General features: G+C 73.8%; 14 protein-coding genes and 1 pseudogene. 3 read left to right on the forward strand and 12 right to left on the reverse strand.

What is annotated here, in order from left to right; genetic code table 11:
- Positions 1-126 (forward strand): annotated as a pseudogene (locus ACZ514_RS14655) (IS5/IS1182 family transposase); the annotation flags it as partial.
- A gap of 15 nt (positions 127-141) precedes the next feature.
- Here the strand turns inward: ACZ514_RS14655 and ACZ514_RS14660 are convergent.
- The 10 genes from ACZ514_RS14660 to ACZ514_RS14705 all read right to left on the reverse strand — a co-directional run bounded on the left by ACZ514_RS14660 (position 142) and on the right by ACZ514_RS14705 (position 9408).
- On the reverse strand, positions 142-657 hold the full coding sequence (locus ACZ514_RS14660) for a mycothiol transferase (protein ID WP_468168680.1): 516 nt from the start codon (positions 655-657) through the stop codon (positions 142-144).
- A gap of 96 nt (positions 658-753) precedes the next feature.
- The gene (locus ACZ514_RS14665; RefSeq protein WP_468167982.1) at positions 754-1398 is read right to left on the reverse strand and encodes a hypothetical protein; all 645 of its coding nucleotides are present in this window, start codon (positions 1396-1398) and stop codon (positions 754-756) included.
- A 169-nt stretch (positions 1399-1567) separates the two neighbouring features.
- Positions 1568-3634 (reverse strand): RICIN domain-containing protein, encoded by a 2067-nt coding sequence (locus ACZ514_RS14670; RefSeq protein ID WP_468167985.1) that lies wholly within the window; start codon positions 3632-3634, stop codon positions 1568-1570.
- A gap of 382 nt (positions 3635-4016) precedes the next feature.
- A complete protein-coding gene (locus tag ACZ514_RS14675) occupies positions 4017-4349 on the reverse strand; it encodes a TcmI family type II polyketide cyclase (protein WP_388937537.1) in 333 nt (110 codons plus the stop codon).
- Between the two features lie 68 nt (positions 4350-4417).
- On the reverse strand, positions 4418-4897 hold the full coding sequence (locus ACZ514_RS14680; RefSeq protein ID WP_468167988.1) for an SRPBCC family protein: 480 nt from the start codon (positions 4895-4897) through the stop codon (positions 4418-4420).
- Between the two features lies 1 nt (position 4898).
- The gene (locus tag ACZ514_RS14685; protein ID WP_468167991.1) at positions 4899-5153 is read right to left on the reverse strand and encodes an acyl carrier protein; all 255 of its coding nucleotides are present in this window, start codon (positions 5151-5153) and stop codon (positions 4899-4901) included.
- Between the two features lie 76 nt (positions 5154-5229).
- On the reverse strand, positions 5230-6483 hold the full coding sequence (locus tag ACZ514_RS14690; protein ID WP_468167993.1) for a beta-ketoacyl synthase N-terminal-like domain-containing protein: 1254 nt from the start codon (positions 6481-6483) through the stop codon (positions 5230-5232).
- Positions 6480-7751, reverse strand: coding sequence for a beta-ketoacyl-[acyl-carrier-protein] synthase family protein (locus ACZ514_RS14695; protein WP_468167996.1), 1272 nt, complete (start codon positions 7749-7751; stop codon positions 6480-6482). Before ACZ514_RS14695 ends, ACZ514_RS14690 begins: the two co-directional genes overlap by 4 nt.
- Positions 7748-8194: a cupin domain-containing protein gene (locus tag ACZ514_RS14700; protein ID WP_388937544.1), complete on the reverse strand. Its 447-nt coding sequence runs from the start codon at positions 8192-8194 to the stop codon at positions 7748-7750. The genes ACZ514_RS14695 and ACZ514_RS14700 overlap by 4 nt, the downstream gene beginning before the upstream one ends.
- A gap of 116 nt (positions 8195-8310) precedes the next feature.
- Positions 8311-9408: a SchA/CurD-like domain-containing protein gene (locus ACZ514_RS14705; protein ID WP_468167999.1), complete on the reverse strand. Its 1098-nt coding sequence runs from the start codon at positions 9406-9408 to the stop codon at positions 8311-8313.
- 280 nt (positions 9409-9688) lie between these two features.
- Here ACZ514_RS14705 and ACZ514_RS14710 point away from each other — a divergent pair, with 280 nt between their 5' ends.
- Entirely contained in the window at positions 9689-11320 is a 1632-nt protein-coding gene (locus tag ACZ514_RS14710; protein WP_468168002.1) for an FAD-dependent oxidoreductase, read from the forward strand.
- Positions 11321-11334: 14 nt separating this feature from the next.
- Here the strand turns inward: ACZ514_RS14710 and ACZ514_RS14715 are convergent, their stop codons facing one another.
- Positions 11335-11568, reverse strand: coding sequence for an acyl-CoA carboxylase subunit epsilon (locus ACZ514_RS14715; RefSeq protein WP_468168005.1), 234 nt, complete (start codon positions 11566-11568; stop codon positions 11335-11337).
- Between the two features lie 175 nt (positions 11569-11743).
- The gene (locus ACZ514_RS14720; RefSeq protein WP_469124854.1) at positions 11744-13567 is read right to left on the reverse strand and encodes a galactose oxidase-like domain-containing protein; all 1824 of its coding nucleotides are present in this window, start codon (positions 13565-13567) and stop codon (positions 11744-11746) included.
- 364 nt (positions 13568-13931) lie between these two features.
- On the opposite strand from ACZ514_RS14720, the gene ACZ514_RS14725 reads away from it, so the two are divergent.
- A complete protein-coding gene (locus tag ACZ514_RS14725; RefSeq protein WP_469124855.1) occupies positions 13932-16193 on the forward strand; it encodes a HelD family protein in 2262 nt (753 codons plus the stop codon).
- Positions 16194-16234: the final 41 nt, after the last annotated feature.

Raw genomic sequence — 16234 nt, forward strand, 5'->3', positions numbered from 1 at the left:
GAAGTCGAGCGGACAATCAACCGGCTCAAACACCACCGGGCCGTCGCCACCCGCTACGACAAACGCGCCTACGTTTTCCACGGCACCATCACCACCGCAGCCATCAGACTCTGGCTCCGCGAATGATCCGCCGGACACCACCTAGGCCGAACGCCGCTGGAGCACGCCCCGGACGTAGGCCGCCTGGCCCGCGTGCTGCAGGTCGTCCGTCAGGACGCTGACCAGGCGCACGCCCAGGCTGACCGGGGGGTCCCAGCGTTCGTCGACGATCCGCTCGAGATCCGCGGCCGCCAGCCCGCGTACGAACCGCAGGCTCTGCTCGTGCACCTCGTCGTAGTAGCCCAGCAGCAGGCCGGGGGAGTCGACGCGCACCGCGCCGGCCTCGGCGGCGGTGTGTCCGTAGCCGATGCCGTCATCGGGCAGCGGCAGGCCGAAGCGGCCGGCCCAGCCCCCGGACCGCCACACCTGCTCCAGCCCCGCGGCGTCGGCCACGTGGTCGTCCTGGACCCGGGTCAGGTGCCAGACCAGCCAGGCGATCGAGTTCGCCTCCGGATCGAGCCGGGCGTTCAGCTCCTCGGCCGAGAGCCCCTCGACCGTCTCGTGGACCACCTCCCGGATGCGTCCGAAGCCGTCCGCCAGTACCTCCGTGGCCTTCATGAGCAGTCCCCAGCCGTGTCTCTCGTCGTGTACGTCGTCGAGCGCTTCGGGGACCACCATGCTCGCCCGCCGCCCGGCCGGGCCGACGACACTCCGTCAGCGGCGCGAGCGGCGCAGCAGGATCCCGGCGGCCGCGCCGGCGAGGGCGATCCCGGCCACCCCGGCGGTGGTCCACCAGCCGCCGGAGCCAGCCGACGGCGCGGGCACCTCCGCGGGGGAGGGGGAAGGGGCGGAAGGGGCGGAAGTGGTGGAGGGAGCGGACGGGGCACTCGGGGCTGAAGGGGCCGAGGGGGTCGCAGGGGCCGGAGCGGGGACGGCGGGCGGCGCCGGGGCCGGGTCCACCACGGGCACCGCGACCTCCTGCCGCGCGTGCCCGAGCGCCGGGAAGCCCGCGTCGACGGTCACCGTCCACGTGCCGGGCGGCAGCGCCTCGGCCGTGATCCACCCCGCGGCCCGGCCCGTGTCGCGCACCAGCCGCCAGGGGCCCGCCGTACGGCTCCCGTCGGCGCTGACGGCGTTCACGGTGGCGGCCACGGCCTCCTCGACGGCGTCGCCGTCGTTCTCCCAGGTGACGTCCGAGGTGACACGGCCGTCCCGCTGACCGGTGATGACCACCTTCATGGTGTCGCCGTGCGCGCGGGCGGGTGCGGCCGTGCCCACGGCCAGCGCGAGGTACAGCAGGGGGAGGGCCAGTACGGCGAAGGCCAGGGCGGCGGCGGGGTGCGGGAGGTGTCGGCGCATCGGCGCGGTGCTCCAGGTGAGGGGAGTGACGGACGAGGGGACGGGGGCCCCGCGCGGGAGGCGGGGTGAGGGGTTCCCGGGGGAGGCGGGACGAGGGGTCCGCGGGAGGGGAGGCGGGGAGTGGCGGGCGGCCGCAGGGGAGTACGGCCGCCCGCCGGCCCGGGGCCGGTCAGCCGGCCTTGCGGACCGCCCAGACCTGCGCCGGACGGCCGTCCGCGCGCTGGAGGTCGAGCAGCCAGGTCCCGTAGTAGGGCCGGTCGCTGACCGTGAGGGCGAAGCCGCCGCTCGGGTCGGTGACGGTCACCGCGCCGTCGCGGGAGGTCAGCCGCCACTGCTGGGCGGCGGAGTTCCCGCAGGTCTGCTGCGCGACCCACATGCCCGCGGCGGGAGCGCCGCCCGGCTGGAGGCACTTGCCGGAGGCCGCGGACCGGATGCGCACCGTCCCGCCGCCCGCGTCGTCGAAGTACCACTGCTGCTGCGCGTAGCCGTTGGTCCGGTTCGCGACGAGGACGGTTCCGTCGGCGGTCCGGCCGCCCCACAGCTCGGCGGCCATGCCGCTGCTGCCGTTGCCGAGCACGTAGCGGGTGCCCGGGGTGGTGGCACCTCCGCCCGCGCCGGCCGTACGGAACGACGCGGCCTTGCCGGGGCCGCTGTCACGGCCGGAGCCGTCGCGGACCGACACGGCGGCCGTGTACGCGGTGCCGGGCCTGAGGTTGTAGACGCGCAGCGAGGTGGACTGGACCCAGGTCAGGTGCTTGTCGTTCAGCAGGACCTGGTACCAGACCGCGCCGTCGGCCTTCGGCCAGCTCAGCACCACCGAGTCGGACTGGATCTGGCCCGCCGTCACCGCCGGGGCGCCCGAGGGCTTCTTGGTGGGCGACGGGCTCGGCTTCGCGGTGGGCGAAGGGTTCGGGTCCGGGGTGGTGCCGCCACCGCCCGCCGAGCGCATCAGGAACTGGTTGTCGGCGATGTTCCAGTGGGTGGCCAGGTAGCTGCCGGGCTTCGGGCTGGTGTGGAAGTAGTCGTCGTGGTTGCAGTCCAGGATGTTCTCGGCGGCCTGGTTCCGGCACACGTCGCGCATCTTCGGGTAGTACGGGGTGTCGGAGTAGCACATGACGTCGAACTCGTCCGTGCAGTGCGCGCCCCGGCTGGTGTTGGGCGCGCTGTTGTTGACCGCGCCCAGGTTGTGGCCGAGTTCGTGCGCGGCGGTGTGGCCGCCCCAGCAGCCCGAGTCCGTACGCCCGTAGGAGGGGCCGAAGTTGCTCAGGTTGTTCTGGCCGGGCCGCTCGTCGCCGTTGAAGGTGCCGATGCCGCAGTAGACCTGGCTGTCCGCGAAGATCATGTACTTGCGGTCGCGGCGGTCCAGGCCCTTGGCGGCCAGCGCGTTGTTGGTGGCGCTGAACTCCCGGAGCGCGGAGTCGGGGAGCTCGATGTTGAGCACCGAGGGGGTGCAGTCGGCGGCCGTCACGTAGCGGATGTGCCGGACGCCGCCGGTCTCCTTGGCGCTCGCCGCGTAGATGAGGTCGGCGTCGGCCGCCCACTTGCGGAACGAGGCCACGTACTCGGCGTACCGGTCGCGGCCCGGGCCGTGTACGTACACGACCTGGACACGGTTGCCGGTGCTGCCGTCGCCGTCGCACTGGACGGTCTGCCCGGCCGGTCCGGCGGCCACGCCCTGCCCGCCGGAGGCCGGCGGGGCCGGGGCCTTGGCGCTCGCGGCGGCGCCTCGGGCGTCGGCGGCGGGCGCGTCCTGAGGACGCCCGCCGTTCTCGGTGGCGGCCGGGTCGGCGGCGGCCGGGGAGGCGGGGTCGGCCGCCGGGGCCTTCGTGCGGACCACGGGCTCCACGTCCCGCTTGATGTCGACGCCCCCGGGGGGAGCGTCCGGCCCGTGCGTGCACAGGCCGGCGGTCGTGCGGTAGACGCCGACGCAGCGGTCGCCCTTCGGGGCCGTCTCGAGCCCGTCGTAGACCATGCCGCGGCCGTCCTCGTTCGCGGGCGCCTTCGCGAGGGGGGCCGGTTCCGCGTCCCTGGCCGGTGCGGCGGCCGGTTCGGCGACGGCGGCGGGCGCCTCCGCCAGGGCGCTGGTGGTCGCCTCGGCGTCGCCGCCGATGCCGTAGTAGGCGATGCCTCCCGCGAGTACCGCCGCCGATGCCATGGCGGCGGTCAGGAGTATCAGCTTCCTGGGTTTGCGCCGGTGGCCGGGCCTGCGCCGGCGGCCGGTGGTTCGTGCTGTCATGCGCACCTCAAGTCCTGGTCAGGAGAGTGGGTGCGCGGAAGCTTGCCAGATGGGCGGCTCGTGGAATTCGGACAAACGGGAGAACGGCCCGGGAAATCTATCCGTTACCTGGATGCAGAATTTGATGAACCGTCAAAGCGCTTTGAAGACAAGGTAGTTACGCGCGTTGCAGGTCAAAGGTCCAGGCCTTTTCGGCGTTCTTGTTATCAAATCGAGATATGAGGCGGAACCTTGTTGACGGAAATTCAGTCAGCTATTCATGTAAAAACTACTTGCCGAATTCCCCCCGTCACGAGCCGTGAAGCGGACGCTCCCGGTGCGCGGGGGTCGTGGGTGCCCAGGCCGCCCGGAGGGTGCGGCGCCGGCTTGGGCACCCCTACGACTACCGGGCGGCGTCCCGCTCCCAGAGGTAGAACCGCTGGGCCATCGCGTCCTTCGGGCTCCGCCACGTCTTCGGGTCGTGCGGGCTGACGAAGGCCGAGAGCCGCTCGCTCAGGTCGCGGAACTCGGGGTGCCCGGTGACCTGGGCGATGGCCGGACCGGGATCCCGGTCGGCCTCGATCAGGTGCATGTACACGTCCCCGAACTGGAACAGACTGCGGCGGCGGACCCCGACCAGGTGGGGCAGCTCACCCGCGTCCGAGGCGGCGAACAGACCGGCGATGTCGGGTGCCGAACCGGGCGCCATGCGCGCCACGATGAGGGCTTGGTGCATCGGGAGGTGTGCCTTTCGACTGGAGGGGACCAGGAGGGGTGGGCCGAGGAGGGGAGGGCCGGGAGGCCTCAGCGGCGGCCGGCGACCGGCTTGCGGCCGCCGCGCACCCGCTGCTCGATCTTGTCCCGGATGAGTTCCATCTGGATCCGCGAGTTGAGGTTGATGCGGTCGGTCATCCCCACGTCGTCGATCGGCGCGTCCGGCTTCATCGCGAAGTCCTGGACCCAGCGCATGCGGGTACCGCCCGGCACCTCGCCGTACTCCCAGTGGATGTTCATGTGCGCGAACGGACCGGTCTCCACCCGGCGGGCCTTCACCGTGAGGCCCGCGCGGTCCACCGTCCGCTCCGACACCCAGCTCCACACCACGCCGTTCTCGTCCGGGTGCATGGCGAGCCGGAACCGGGTGGTGTCACCCGCCTTCTCGAGGATCTCGACCGAGGCGTACTCGCTGAACAGCTTCGGCCAGTTCGGCAGGTCGTTCGTCACGTCCCACACGACGTCGACGGGCGCTTTGACCACGATCTCGTTGTCGGTGTGTCCAGGCATGTCAGGCTCCGGTCATGAGGCTGTTGTTGACGAGGTCGACGAACTCGCGCGGGCTCTTGCAGCGGTCCGCGTCCGGGGGCAGCGCGCGGCCCCGCCGGTTCTCCAGCTCACCGACGATGCCGAGCAGACCGAGCGAGTCCAGGCCGTAGTCGTCGAACCGGGATTCCGGGCGGCTCGCCAGCTCCGCGGGGTCGACGGTGATGCCGGCGCCCTTCATGAGCGCCGCCAGCTCTTCCATGGTCAGTTGGTCGGACATGGTGCCTTCTCTCTTTCCTGCTTCCGGGGACCGGGCCCTTGACCGCGCCCGGCCCTGACGAACGGGGTACCGGTCCCTACGCCGCGGATCCGGGCCCCTTGCGGAGGACGAGTGCCGCGTTCGACCCCATCCGGCCCCGGCTCAGGACGAGCGCGGTCCGCAGGGGGGCGACACGGGCGCTGCCCGTGACCACGTCGAGGTCGTGGCAGACGTCGAAGACGTTCGGGGTGGGCGGGATGACGCCGTGCTCCAGCGCCAGCACGGCGGCGGCGGCGTCCAGGGTGCCGGCCGCGCAGTACGCCCGCCCGGTACCGGTCTTGGGAGCGGTCACCGGAACCTTCGCACCGTACGTGCCCAGCGCCTCCCGGATCGCCCGCGCCTCCGCCGCGTCCGCCTCGGGCGTGCCCAGGGCGTCGGCGAAGACCACGTCCACCTCCTCGGGGGCCAGCCCCGCTTCCCGCAGCGCGCCGCGGACGGCACGGGCCAGACCCGCTCCCGACTCGTCCGGCCGTCCCGGCCCGGTGAAGGTGGCGGCGTGCCCGGCCAGCAGGGCCCGCACCGGCGCGCCCCGCCGCTCGGCCGCCTCCGCGTCCTCGACGGTGAACATCGCGCCGCCCTCCGCCGGGACGAAGCCGCAGGCCTTCGCGGTGAAGGGCCGGTAGGCGCGCTCCGGGTCCTCCGCGGTGCTGAGCCCCTCGTACCCGAGCTGGCAGACCACCGAGTACGGCGCGAGCGGCGCTTCCGTCGCGCCCACCAGCATCGCCCGGCTGCCCTGGCGGATCGCCCGGGCGGCGTGCGCGAAGGCGTCCAGCCCGCCCGCCTCGTCGCTCGCGACCACCCCGCACGGGCCCTTGAACCCGCGCCGGATGGAGATCTGGCCGGTGCTGGCCGCGTAGAACCAGGCGATCGACTGGTACGGGCCGACGTAGCGGGGGCCCTGCCCCCACAGCCGCTGGAGCTCGCGCTGCCCGAACTCGCCGCCGCCCGAGCCGGCCGCGGTGACGACGCCGACCGCGTACGGATCGTCCTCGTAGTCCGCCCGGCCCAGCCGGGCGTGCTCCAGCGCCAGGTCCGCCGCCGCCAGCGCGTAGTGGCTGAAGCGGTCGGTCTGGACGAGGAAGCGGTCCTCGACCAGCGCCCCGGGCTCGAAGCCCCGTACCTCGCCGGCGACACGCACCGGGAGGTGCTCGCAGCCCTGCCGGGTCACCCGGTCCAGGACGCTCTCGCCCGCCTGGGTCGCCTTCCAGAACGCGGCGGCGCCGATCCCGTTGGGCGCGACGACCCCGACGCCCGTGACGGCCACCGGCTTGCCGGCGGTGGGTCTGTTCACGCGCGTACCTCCTTGGGCTGGGTCATCACCACGGCGGACTGGAAGCCGCCGAAGCCGCTGCCGACGGACAGCACGCTGCGCATGGTGTGCTCCCGGGCGGTGCGCGGCACGTAGTCCAGGTCGCACTCGGGGTCCGGCGTCTCGTAGTTCGCGGTCGGCGGCACCACCTGGTGCGTCATCGCCAGGACGCAGGCCGCGAGTTCGATCGCCCCGATCGCGCCGAGCGAGTGCCCCACCATGGACTTGATGGAGGTCATCGGCGTGTCGTAGGCGTGGTCGCCGAGCACCCGCTTGACCGCCGCCGTCTCGTGGCGGTCGTTCTGCTTGGTGCCGGAGCCGTGCGCGTTGACGTAGTCGATGTCCCGCGCGTCGATCCGGGCCTGCGCCAGGGCGGTCGATATCGCCCGGGCCATCTCCAGGCCCTCGGTGGTCAGCCCGGTCATGTGGTGGGCGTTGCCGAAGGTGGCGTAGCCGCCGATCTCGCAGTAGACGCGGGCCCCGCGGGCCCGGGCGTGCTCCAGCTCCTCCAGGACCAGGACCGCGCCGCCCTCGCCGAGGACGAATCCGTCCCGGTCGGCGTCGAAGGGCCGGGAGGCGTGCGCCGGGTCGTCGTTGTTCGCGGAGGTCGCCTTGATGGCGTCGAAGCAGGCCACGGTGATGGGGGAGACGGGGGAGTCGGACGCGCCGGCCACGCACACGTCCATCCGGCCCTCCTGGATGGAGTGCACGGCGTACCCGACGGCGTCGAGCCCGGACGTGCAGCCGGTCGACACCGTCTGTACGGGACCCCGCGCCCCCGTCTGCTCCGCCACCGCCGAGGCGAGGGTGGCCGGGGTGAACGCGCGGTGCAGGAAGGGCGAGGCGAGACGGTGGTCCACGTCCCACCACGCCCCCTGCTGGCTCACCGCGACGTAGTCGTGCTCCAGCCGGGTGGTACCGCCGACCGCCGTCCCCAGGGAGACGCCCGTGCGCCAGGCGCGCTCGCCGTCGAGCTCCAGCCCGGCGTCGGCCATCGCCTCGCGGGCGGCGACCAGGGCGAACTGGATGTAGCGGTCGGCCCGGGCCGCCTCGTCCTCGGTGAGGCCGTGCTCACGGGGGTCGAAGTCGACCTCGGCGGCTATCCGCGAGCGGAACCCGGACGGGTCGAAGAGGCTGATCCCCCGCGTCGCCGTACGGCCGTTGGACAGCAGGTCCCAGAAGGCGGCGGTCCCGATGCCGCCCGGGGCCACCACGCCCACCCCGGTGACGGCCACCCGCCGGCGCGTCACGAGACCACCCCGGAGCGCTCCGGCGGACGCTCGGCCCAGGCGGTGGCGTCCGGGTTCGGGGCCTCCTCGGTGTCCACGTGCCCGAGCTCCGGGCGCGGGGCGAGGGGGCCGAGGTGGAAGACCATCCGGGCCTCCGTACCGCCGACGTTGCGGAACCGGTGGCGCACGTTCAGCGGGACCAGCAGTCCCTGGTCGGTGCGCAGCGGGTGGGTCTCGCCGTCGAGGTCGACCTCGAGCGTCCCGGCGACCACGTACACGAACTCCTCCGAGTACGGGTGGTAGTGCTCGGCGATCGACTCACCGGGGGCCATCACGGCCAGGCCCATGAAGCCGCTGGTCGAGCCCACCGAGGTCGGGGTGAGCACGGCGCGCAGATCCCCTCCGCGCCTGCGGTTGGGCTGGGTCTCGCTGAGGTCGACGATGCGCGGCTGATGTCTGGTCATGCGGACTTCCTCCTGGCGGATCGGAGCCTTGGCGTGCGCGCGGGCTGCCGGGTCGTGACGGGGAGCGGGAGCGGGGGGCCGGGTCCGGGCCGTGGCCCGGGGCTGCCCCGTACGGATCAGGACCGCGCCGGAGCCCGGCGGTCGGTGATCAGTTCCATGGGGTGGGGGCCGGCCGGAGCGGTACCGGGCGAGCCGGTCAGCAGACGGTCCAGCACCGCCGCCTTGCGGGGTCCCTCGAGGCCGAAGCCGGCCGCGAAGCGGGCGTCGGCCGGGCCCTTGACGTCGAGGAGGCGCACCACCACGTCGTCGCGCTGGAAGATGCTGCTGCTCAGCACGGGCGAGGTGGGGATCCTCGCCGCCGTCTCGTCCTGGCGGGCCAGGAAGCGGGCGACGAGGGGGCCGCAGCCCGCCTTCGCCGGGTAGAACAGCGCGTGCCGCGTCACCCGGTCCGGCTGCGGTCCGTGCGCGGCCACGTGGTGGACGGCCGGCAGGGCCGCGCGCATGAAGAACATCCGCGCCGACTCGGGATCGGACAGGTCCCGGTGCTGCTCCAGGTACGGGTTGATGGCCTGCTCGACGGCCCGCACCTCGGGCTGCTCCGACACGTGCCGAAGCGCCGCGGTGAGGTCGCCCTGCACCTCCACGGCACGCACCACCCGGTTGCCGTGCATGAACAGCGAGGTCCGGCAGAGCCGGGTGTGGTCGTCGACCCGGGCGGCCGGGGAGGAGTAGGAGGAGAGGATCTCGGCGACCTTCGCCTCGCTGCCCGGCTTCACCGTGAAGGTCAGCGCGTGCCGGACGATGCCCTCGCCCAGCCGGGGCGCGCCCTGGAGCCGGCCGCCGGCGAGGCGCTCGGGGGCCTCGTACCGCTTGCCCGTCTCGCGCAGCACGGTGAAGGTCAGCGGCCGCATCGAGCGGGCGCAGGCGCCCAGCGGCCGGACCTGCTCGGCGTGCTCGTCGCTGTTCACCCATGCGAGGTACTGCGGGGCGCTCTCCCACTCGCTGGTGATCAGCCACTGGGAGGGGTTCGCGAAGGACTGGCAGAGCTGGTCGCCGAGGTGGCCCGGCACCGACGCGATGTCGTGCCGCAACTGCTCGTAGGCGTCGAAGAACCGCTGCTGGGCACCCTCGTGGAGGTCCATCAGCAGGACGACCCGCAGCATGGAGCCGTCGAAAGCGGACTGCGACACCCGTTCGGACAGGGTGGTTGTCATCTGCTCACTCCTTCGTGAGGGCCTGGACCGGCGCGTACGCGGCTCGGTGCTTCGCCGGCGGCGAACGCCGGGGGCGCGGGTCCCGGGGACCGTGCGGCCGGGGACGGCGGACGGTGTGGCCCAAGTGGGTCCGCCGCTGTCGCTCATCGTCATCCGGCCGGGTACGGATCGCGACATCTCCGGATCAAGCGGGTGACAAGACGCGACTCGCCAAGGCAAGAAGCCTGATCGCGGGCATAAGGCGTCCACTGCCCCCACACGAAACAGGAGTCCGCAGCCGATGGAAGAACATGCCGATGTCCGCGTACCGGTCCTCGTCGTGGGCGGTTCCCTCGTAGGCCTCTCCACCTCGCTGTTCCTGAGCCGCCACGGCATCAGGCACATGGTGGTCGAGAAGCACGCCGGGACCTCCGTCCACCCGCGCGGACGGGGCATCAACGCCCGGACGATGGAACTGTTCCGGACGGCGGGCGTCGAGCCCGCCATCCGCAAGGAGGCCTCCGCGCTCGAGGCCAACCAGGGCATCCTGCAGACGCAGGCCCTCATCGGCGGCGAGCACAAGTGGCTCATCAAGGCGGTCGACCCCTCCGGCGCCCTGGCCCGTTTCAGCCCGACCGGCTGGTGCCTGTGCAGCCAGAACAACATCGAGCCGGTCCTGGCCGCGCAGAGCCGCGCCCAGGGCGCCGACGTGCGCTTCGCCACCGAACTGATGAGCTTCGACCAGGACGCCACCGGGGTGAACGCCCTGGTCAAGAACCGGGAGACCGGTGAGCACCTCACCGTCCGCGCCGACTTCCTGATCGCGGCGGACGGCCCGCGCAGCCCCGTCCGGGAGGCGCTCGGCATCCGCCAGAGCGGCAACGGCGAACTCTTCCACAACGTGAGCATCGTCTTCCGCTCGGAGCGCCTCGCCGAGGCCCTGGGAGACCTGCGCTTCATCGTCTGCTACCTGATGCGGCCGGGCGCGGACGGGGCGCTGCTGCCCGTCGACAACGAGACCCAGTGGGTCTTCCACGCCCCCTGGCACCCGGAGACGGGCGAAACCCTGGAGGACTTCACCGAGGAACGCTGCGTCGCGCAGATCCGCGAGGCCATCGGCCTGCCCGACCTGGACGTGGAGATCGGCGGCAAGGCGCCGTGGCACGCCGCCGAGCGGGTCGCCGAGCGGTACTCGGTCGGCCGGGTCTTCGTCGTGGGCGACGCCGCCCACGAGATGTCCCCGACCGGGGCGTTCGGCTCCAACACCGGCATCCAGGACGCGCACAACCTCGCCTGGAAGATCGCGGCGGTGCTGAACGGCTCGGCCGGCCCCCGCCTCCTCGACAGCTACGAGGAGGAGCGGCTGCCCGTCGCCCGGGCCACCAGCGAGCGGGCCTCCGCCCGTTCGGCCGAACACAGCCACCCCGGGTACGTGCCGCCGCCCACCATGGGCGGCGGCCCCGGCAGCGGGGTCCTCACCACGGCCATGGGCTACTGCTACCCGAGCGGCGCCGTCATCGGCGGCGACCCGGCGCGGCCGGTCATCCCCGAGGAGATGCGCCTCAAGGGCGACGTCGGCACCCGTGCCCCGCACATGTGGCTCACCCGGGCCGGCGAGCGGATCTCCGCGCTGGACCTGTACGAGACGTCGTTCGTGCTGCTGAGCAGCCCGGGCACGCCCTGGCAGGAGGCCGCCGGGCAGGTCGCCCGGGAACTGGGCGCGCACCTGGACGCCTACACGGTCGGCTCCGGGCCGGACGCCGACCTGGTCGAGGCGGAGGGCACCGACTGGGCGCGGCTCCACGAACTGCCCGCCGACGGCGCCGTCCTCGTACGCCCCGACGGCTTCGTGGCCTGGCGCTGCGAGGGGACCCCGGCGGACCCGCGCGCGGAGCTCGCCGACGCCATGACCCGGCTGCTGCGCCGCTCCTGAAGCGCGGGGCCCGCTCAGCGGCAGGCCCAGCACCCCGCCCAGCACCCGTGGCCCCCGGGCCGCGGTGGCGGGCGGTGGTGCGCGGCCCGCGCCGGCCGGGCCCCGGGCCGTGCGGTCCGGCCTTGGGCGCCGCCGCCGGCTTGCCCCGCGAGGCAGGCGAACACCACCGTGAGGGCGGCGAGTTCCTCGGGCCGGGCGGTGCCCCGGTGGATCCGGAGCAGGCTGGATATGGAGACGTCGCTTCCCATCGGTACGGCCTCTCGTCGGGAGACCCCCCTGACCCGGTCCGGGCCCTCGCGGGCCGGCGGACCCGGTGCTGACGACGCTACGAGTCCCCCGGCGGCGTGTCGTGCGGGGGAGCCCGGTGCGCACCCATCCGGGGGACACGCCCCCGAGCGGCGCGGGAGGGGCCCCGCCGCCGCCCTACCGCAGGCCCAGCTTCACCCACTTGGCGGCACTGGGCACCCCCCGCGCGTCGAGCAGGAACAGCATGTAGTAGCCGGGCGGGGCGTCCGCCGGCGTCGGCGGGGTCCGCAGGGTGATGCCGTCGCCGCGCACCGCGGTGAGGGGCAGTTCCAGGTGCCGCTGGCTGGTGTTCACCGCGTGGGTGACGGTGGTCGGCGCCAGGAGCACGGCCCGCCGGACGGCGGCCGCGGTGGAGCTGCGCACCTCGAAGGCGGCGCCGTGGGCGAGTGTGCCCCGGGGGACCCGGTCCAGGGCCGGCCGGGGGCCGCCCCGGTGGAGGTAGGCGGGCTCGTAGATCTCGATGCTGCCGTCCATCGCGTCCCGGATATCGGGGTCGTTGGCGATCTGCTGGAGCTCGTCCCCGGTCACCATCACCCGGCCGTCGGGCATCACCAGGGCGTTGGAGTGGTAGCCCCGGGGGAGCCGCTGGGCCGGTCCGAGCCGCCAGTGACCGGCGGCGTCGCGCAGCTCGGTCCGCCGGTACTTGAGGTCGGCCTTCGGGTTGAAGGGGCCGTTGCCGTAGTCGCGGGTGCTCAGGGCCCCGTTGACGGTCAGCAGGGTCGCGTCCGGCAGGATCAGGGTGTCGTCCTGGGTGCGGCCGAAGGCCCGGGGCTGCTCCGTGGTCCACCGGCCGCCCGCGAGCCGGTAGGTGTTGGGGTCGTGCGGGTCCCCGCCGAGGACCAGAACGGCGTCCGGGCCGCGCAGTCCGGCCGGGAGGGGCACCGCGGATCCGTAGCCGCGGAAGTCCGCGGGGCGCCGGGGCAGGTCGCGGCGGGTCTCCCTGACCGGGTCGAACAGCCACTGCTGGTCGGCGTCCCGGCCGAGCCCGTAGATCATGCCGTCCCGCAGTGAGAACAGGTGCGGGTAGTCGTTGCGGAAGGGCGCGTCCGCCCGGAACCGGTCGGCCGCGACGTCCAGGGGGATGTCGAACGGGCGCCAGGGCACCGGCAGCCCCTTCGCCGGGAAGCGCTCCACCACCGGGGTCGGGGTGCCCGTACCGCGCTCGGACTGCCCGGACACGATGATCTGGCGGCCGTCGGCCCCGGTGACGGCCGATGGGTACCAGCGGCCCACCGCCATGTCACGGTTGCGGTACCAGTGCTCGGTCCACGGGTCGAAGACGAAGGAGAGCTTCGCACCGCTGCCGCCCTTGCCGCCGGTGTTGCCGCCGAAGACCGCGAGCATCCCGTTGGGCAGGAACGCGTGCCCGGCGCAGAAGAACGGGGCGGGGCGCGGGGCGTACGTACCGTCGGGCATCAGCACCGTCGGCGGCCGGACCTCCTTGAAGGCCCGGGCGCCGGTGCCCTTGGCCGGGTCCCACAGGAAGGCGCGGCCCGCGTTGGTGGGGCCGGTCCGGTCGGTGGGGCCGGTCTCCTTGGTCGGGTCGACCTCGACCCGTTCGAAGGAGAAGAGCAGCACCTTGCCGGTCGGCAGCTGGGCGAGGTGCACCCCGAAGTCGGGTGAGGGGAAGAACTCCGCGAAGCGGCCGTACTCCGCCGGGTCCATGCCCCGGTTGGCCAGCGCCTGCGACTCGGTGAGCGTGGTCAGGCTCGCGGTGCGGGTGGCCTGCGGGTAGCCGTCGGTGCCGCGGACCGCGCGGCGCCGCTCGGCGTGGGCCCGCGCGTGCTCCTCGCCGATCAGGGCGGCCTCCGCCGCCGTGACCCCGGCGCCGCCGTCCGCGTGGTCGTGGGCGGGCGCGGCCGCGCCGGCCGGCCCGGACAGGAGGACGACCGCGGTCAGCGCGGCGCCGACGGCGGCGGACCGGTGTGTGCGTCGGGACATGCGACTCCTCCGTGGACGACCGCCGGGACGGGAGGAGGGCCATGCTAAAAGATCAGGTGGATATCACCTCATACGACGCGAACCGCCTGCCCCGTACGGGTGGGTCCCCGGGGGCCGCCCGGCCCCCGCCCCCGCGGGGACGGGGCACCGGCCCGAGCGCGCCCCACGCGAGCGGCTCGCTGCCCGGGCCGGGCAGCACCACCCCCGGCCGCGGGGTGGTGCCGGACCGCCGCGCATACAGAAAACGCCCCGGACGAATTGACGTCCAGGGCGGGCTTTCGCGTATATTCGATACTTCACGCCCTCGCTCAAATGGGGGCATGGTGAAGCTTTACGGGGACATCGTATCGCGCTGGGAGCGAAATTGTCAAACACCGAATTTCAGAGCGAGCAGAAATTCATCACCGAGCTCTACGCGCGCCTCGAAGACCTGCGCGACCAGGCCGAACGGGCCGTTCAGAGCGCCCTGGGGGAGAGCGGTACCGGATTCCAGGCGCGGCTGGAAAGGGACGTCCTGGTCGCCGAGCAGTCCGGTCTGCTTTCCGCTCTGAACTCCGCCGAACAGGGCCTCTGTTTCGGCCGGCTCGAGTTCTCCGACGGCCGCGACCACCACATCGGCCGTATCGGCATCAGGCAGGACGACGCCGAACGCACCCCGCTCGTCCTCGACTGGCGCGCCGAGGCCGCCCGCCCCTTCTACCTCGCCACCGGGCACGTCCCGATGGGCCTGCGCCGCCGTCGCCACATCACCACCAAGGGACGGCGGGTCACCGCCCTGCACGACGAGATCCTCGACCTCGCCGACACCGAGCGCACCGGCCACGAGGGCGCCGACGCGGACGCCGTGCTGCTCGCCGCCCTCGACACCGCCCGCACCGGCCGCATGCACGACATCGTCCGGACCATCCAGGCCGACCAGGACCGCGTCATCCGCTCACCGCACCAGGGCGTGCTCGTCGTGGAGGGCGGTCCCGGCACCGGGAAGACCGCCGTCGCCCTGCACCGGGCCGCCTACCTCCTCTACGCCCACCGCGAGCTGCTCGCCCGGCGCGGCGTGCTGATCGTCGGACCCAACCCCGCCTTCCTCGGCTACATCGGCGAGGTGCTGCCCGCCCTCGGGGAGACCGGGGTGCTCCTGGCCTCCCCCGGCGACCTGTTCCCCGGAGTGCGCGCCACCGGCACCGACCGGCCCGGCGCCGCCGCCGTCAAGGGCCGCGCCGTCATGGCCGACGTCCTCGCCCGGGCCGTCGCCGACCGGCAGACGCTCCCCGAGGACGTACCCGCCGGCAGCGGGGAGGACAGCGCCGTGGTCCCCGAGCCCGCGCTGGAGATCGACCACGACGACTACGGCACCCTCCTGCTCGACCGGACCATGGCCCACGCCGCCCGCGACCGCGCCCGCGCCACCGGCCTTCCCCACAACCCGGCCCGCCCCTACTTCGCGTTCGCCGTCATCGACGCCCTCACCGAACAGCTCGCCGACCGGCTCGGCGCCGACCCCTACGGCGGCCCGAACCTGCTCGGCCCGGACGACGTCGCACAGCTCGGCAAGGAGATCGCCACCAGCCCGCGCGTGCACGCCGCCATCGACACCCTCTGGCCCCGGCTGACCCCCGAGCGGCTCGTCGCCGACTTCCTCGCCGACCCCTCCCACCTCCCCCCGGAGGACGCCGAGCTGATCCGCCGGACCTCGGGCGACTGGACCCCGGCCGACGTCCCGCTCCTCGACGAGGCCGCCGAACTCCTCGGTGTCGACGACACCGCCCAGCGGGCAGCCGCCGAACGCGACCGGCTGGAGCGCGTCGCCTACGCGCAGGGCGTCCTCGACCTCTCCCAGGGCTCGGAGTCCTACGAGTTCGAGGACATGGAGAACGAGTACCTCGCCGCCCACGACATCATCGACGCCGAGCGGATGGCCGAACGGCAGGAGGAGGCGGACCACCGCACCACCGCCGAACGCGCCGCCGCCGACCGCACCTGGGCCTTCGGGCACCTCGTCGTCGACGAGGCGCAGGAACTCTCCGAGATGGCCTGGCGGCTGCTGATGCGCCGCTGCCCGACCCGCTCCATGACGCTGGTCGGCGACCCGGCGCAGACCGGCGACGAGGCGGGCTGCGGTTCCTGGAAGCAGATCCTCGACCCGTACGTCGGCGACCGCTGGGAACACGTCCGGCTCGGCGTCAACTACCGCACGCCCGCCGAGATCATGGAGCTCGCCGCCGGAGTGATGCGCGCCCACCGGCCCGGCTTCGCACCGCCCCGCTCGGTGCGCTCCACCGGCGTGCCGCCCTGGGTCCGGGCGGCGAGGGACCTCCCCGGCGCGGTCGCCCGGGCCGTCCGCGACGGAGCCCCCGCCGAGGGCCGGCTCGCGGTGATCGCCCCCCGCCCCCTGCACCCGGCCCTGGCCGGGGCGCTGCCCGGCGTACGGGCGGGGGAGGAGCCGGACCTCACCCGGCCGGTGGTCCTGCTGGACCCGCGCCAGGCCAAGGGGCTGGAGTTCGACACGGTGATCGTGGCCGAGCCCGCGGACCTCGAACCGAGCGACCTCTACGTCGCCCTCACCCGCGCCACCCAGCACCTCGGGGTGGTGCACACCGGCCGCCTCCCCGAAGGGCTGCGCGGCTGACGGACCGGCCGGCATGCGGGGGAACGGACCGGCCGGTCTGC

The sequence above is a fragment of the Streptomyces sp. NPDC034086 genome, from assembly GCF_055575515.1.

Coding starts and splice junctions, on each gene's coding strand:
- ACZ514_RS14660 (WP_468168680.1), bottom strand. CDS start 657: ATGAAGGCCACGGAGGTACTGGCGGACGGCTTCGGACGCATCCGGGAG.
- ACZ514_RS14665 (WP_468167982.1), bottom strand. CDS start 1,398: ATGCGCCGACACCTCCCGCACCCCGCCGCCGCCCTGGCCTTCGCCGTA.
- ACZ514_RS14670 (WP_468167985.1), bottom strand. CDS start 3,634: ATGACAGCACGAACCACCGGCCGCCGGCGCAGGCCCGGCCACCGGCGC.
- ACZ514_RS14675 (WP_388937537.1), bottom strand. CDS start 4,349: ATGCACCAAGCCCTCATCGTGGCGCGCATGGCGCCCGGTTCGGCACCC.
- ACZ514_RS14680 (WP_468167988.1), bottom strand. CDS start 4,897: ATGCCTGGACACACCGACAACGAGATCGTGGTCAAAGCGCCCGTCGAC.
- ACZ514_RS14685 (WP_468167991.1), bottom strand. CDS start 5,153: ATGTCCGACCAACTGACCATGGAAGAGCTGGCGGCGCTCATGAAGGGC.
- ACZ514_RS14700 (WP_388937544.1), bottom strand. CDS start 8,194: ATGACCAGACATCAGCCGCGCATCGTCGACCTCAGCGAGACCCAGCCC.
- ACZ514_RS14705 (WP_468167999.1), bottom strand. CDS start 9,408: ATGACAACCACCCTGTCCGAACGGGTGTCGCAGTCCGCTTTCGACGGC.
- ACZ514_RS14710 (WP_468168002.1), top strand. CDS start 9,689: ATGGAAGAACATGCCGATGTCCGCGTACCGGTCCTCGTCGTGGGCGGT.
- ACZ514_RS14715 (WP_468168005.1), bottom strand. CDS start 11,568: ATGGGAAGCGACGTCTCCATATCCAGCCTGCTCCGGATCCACCGGGGC.
- ACZ514_RS14720 (WP_469124854.1), bottom strand. CDS start 13,567: ATGTCCCGACGCACACACCGGTCCGCCGCCGTCGGCGCCGCGCTGACC.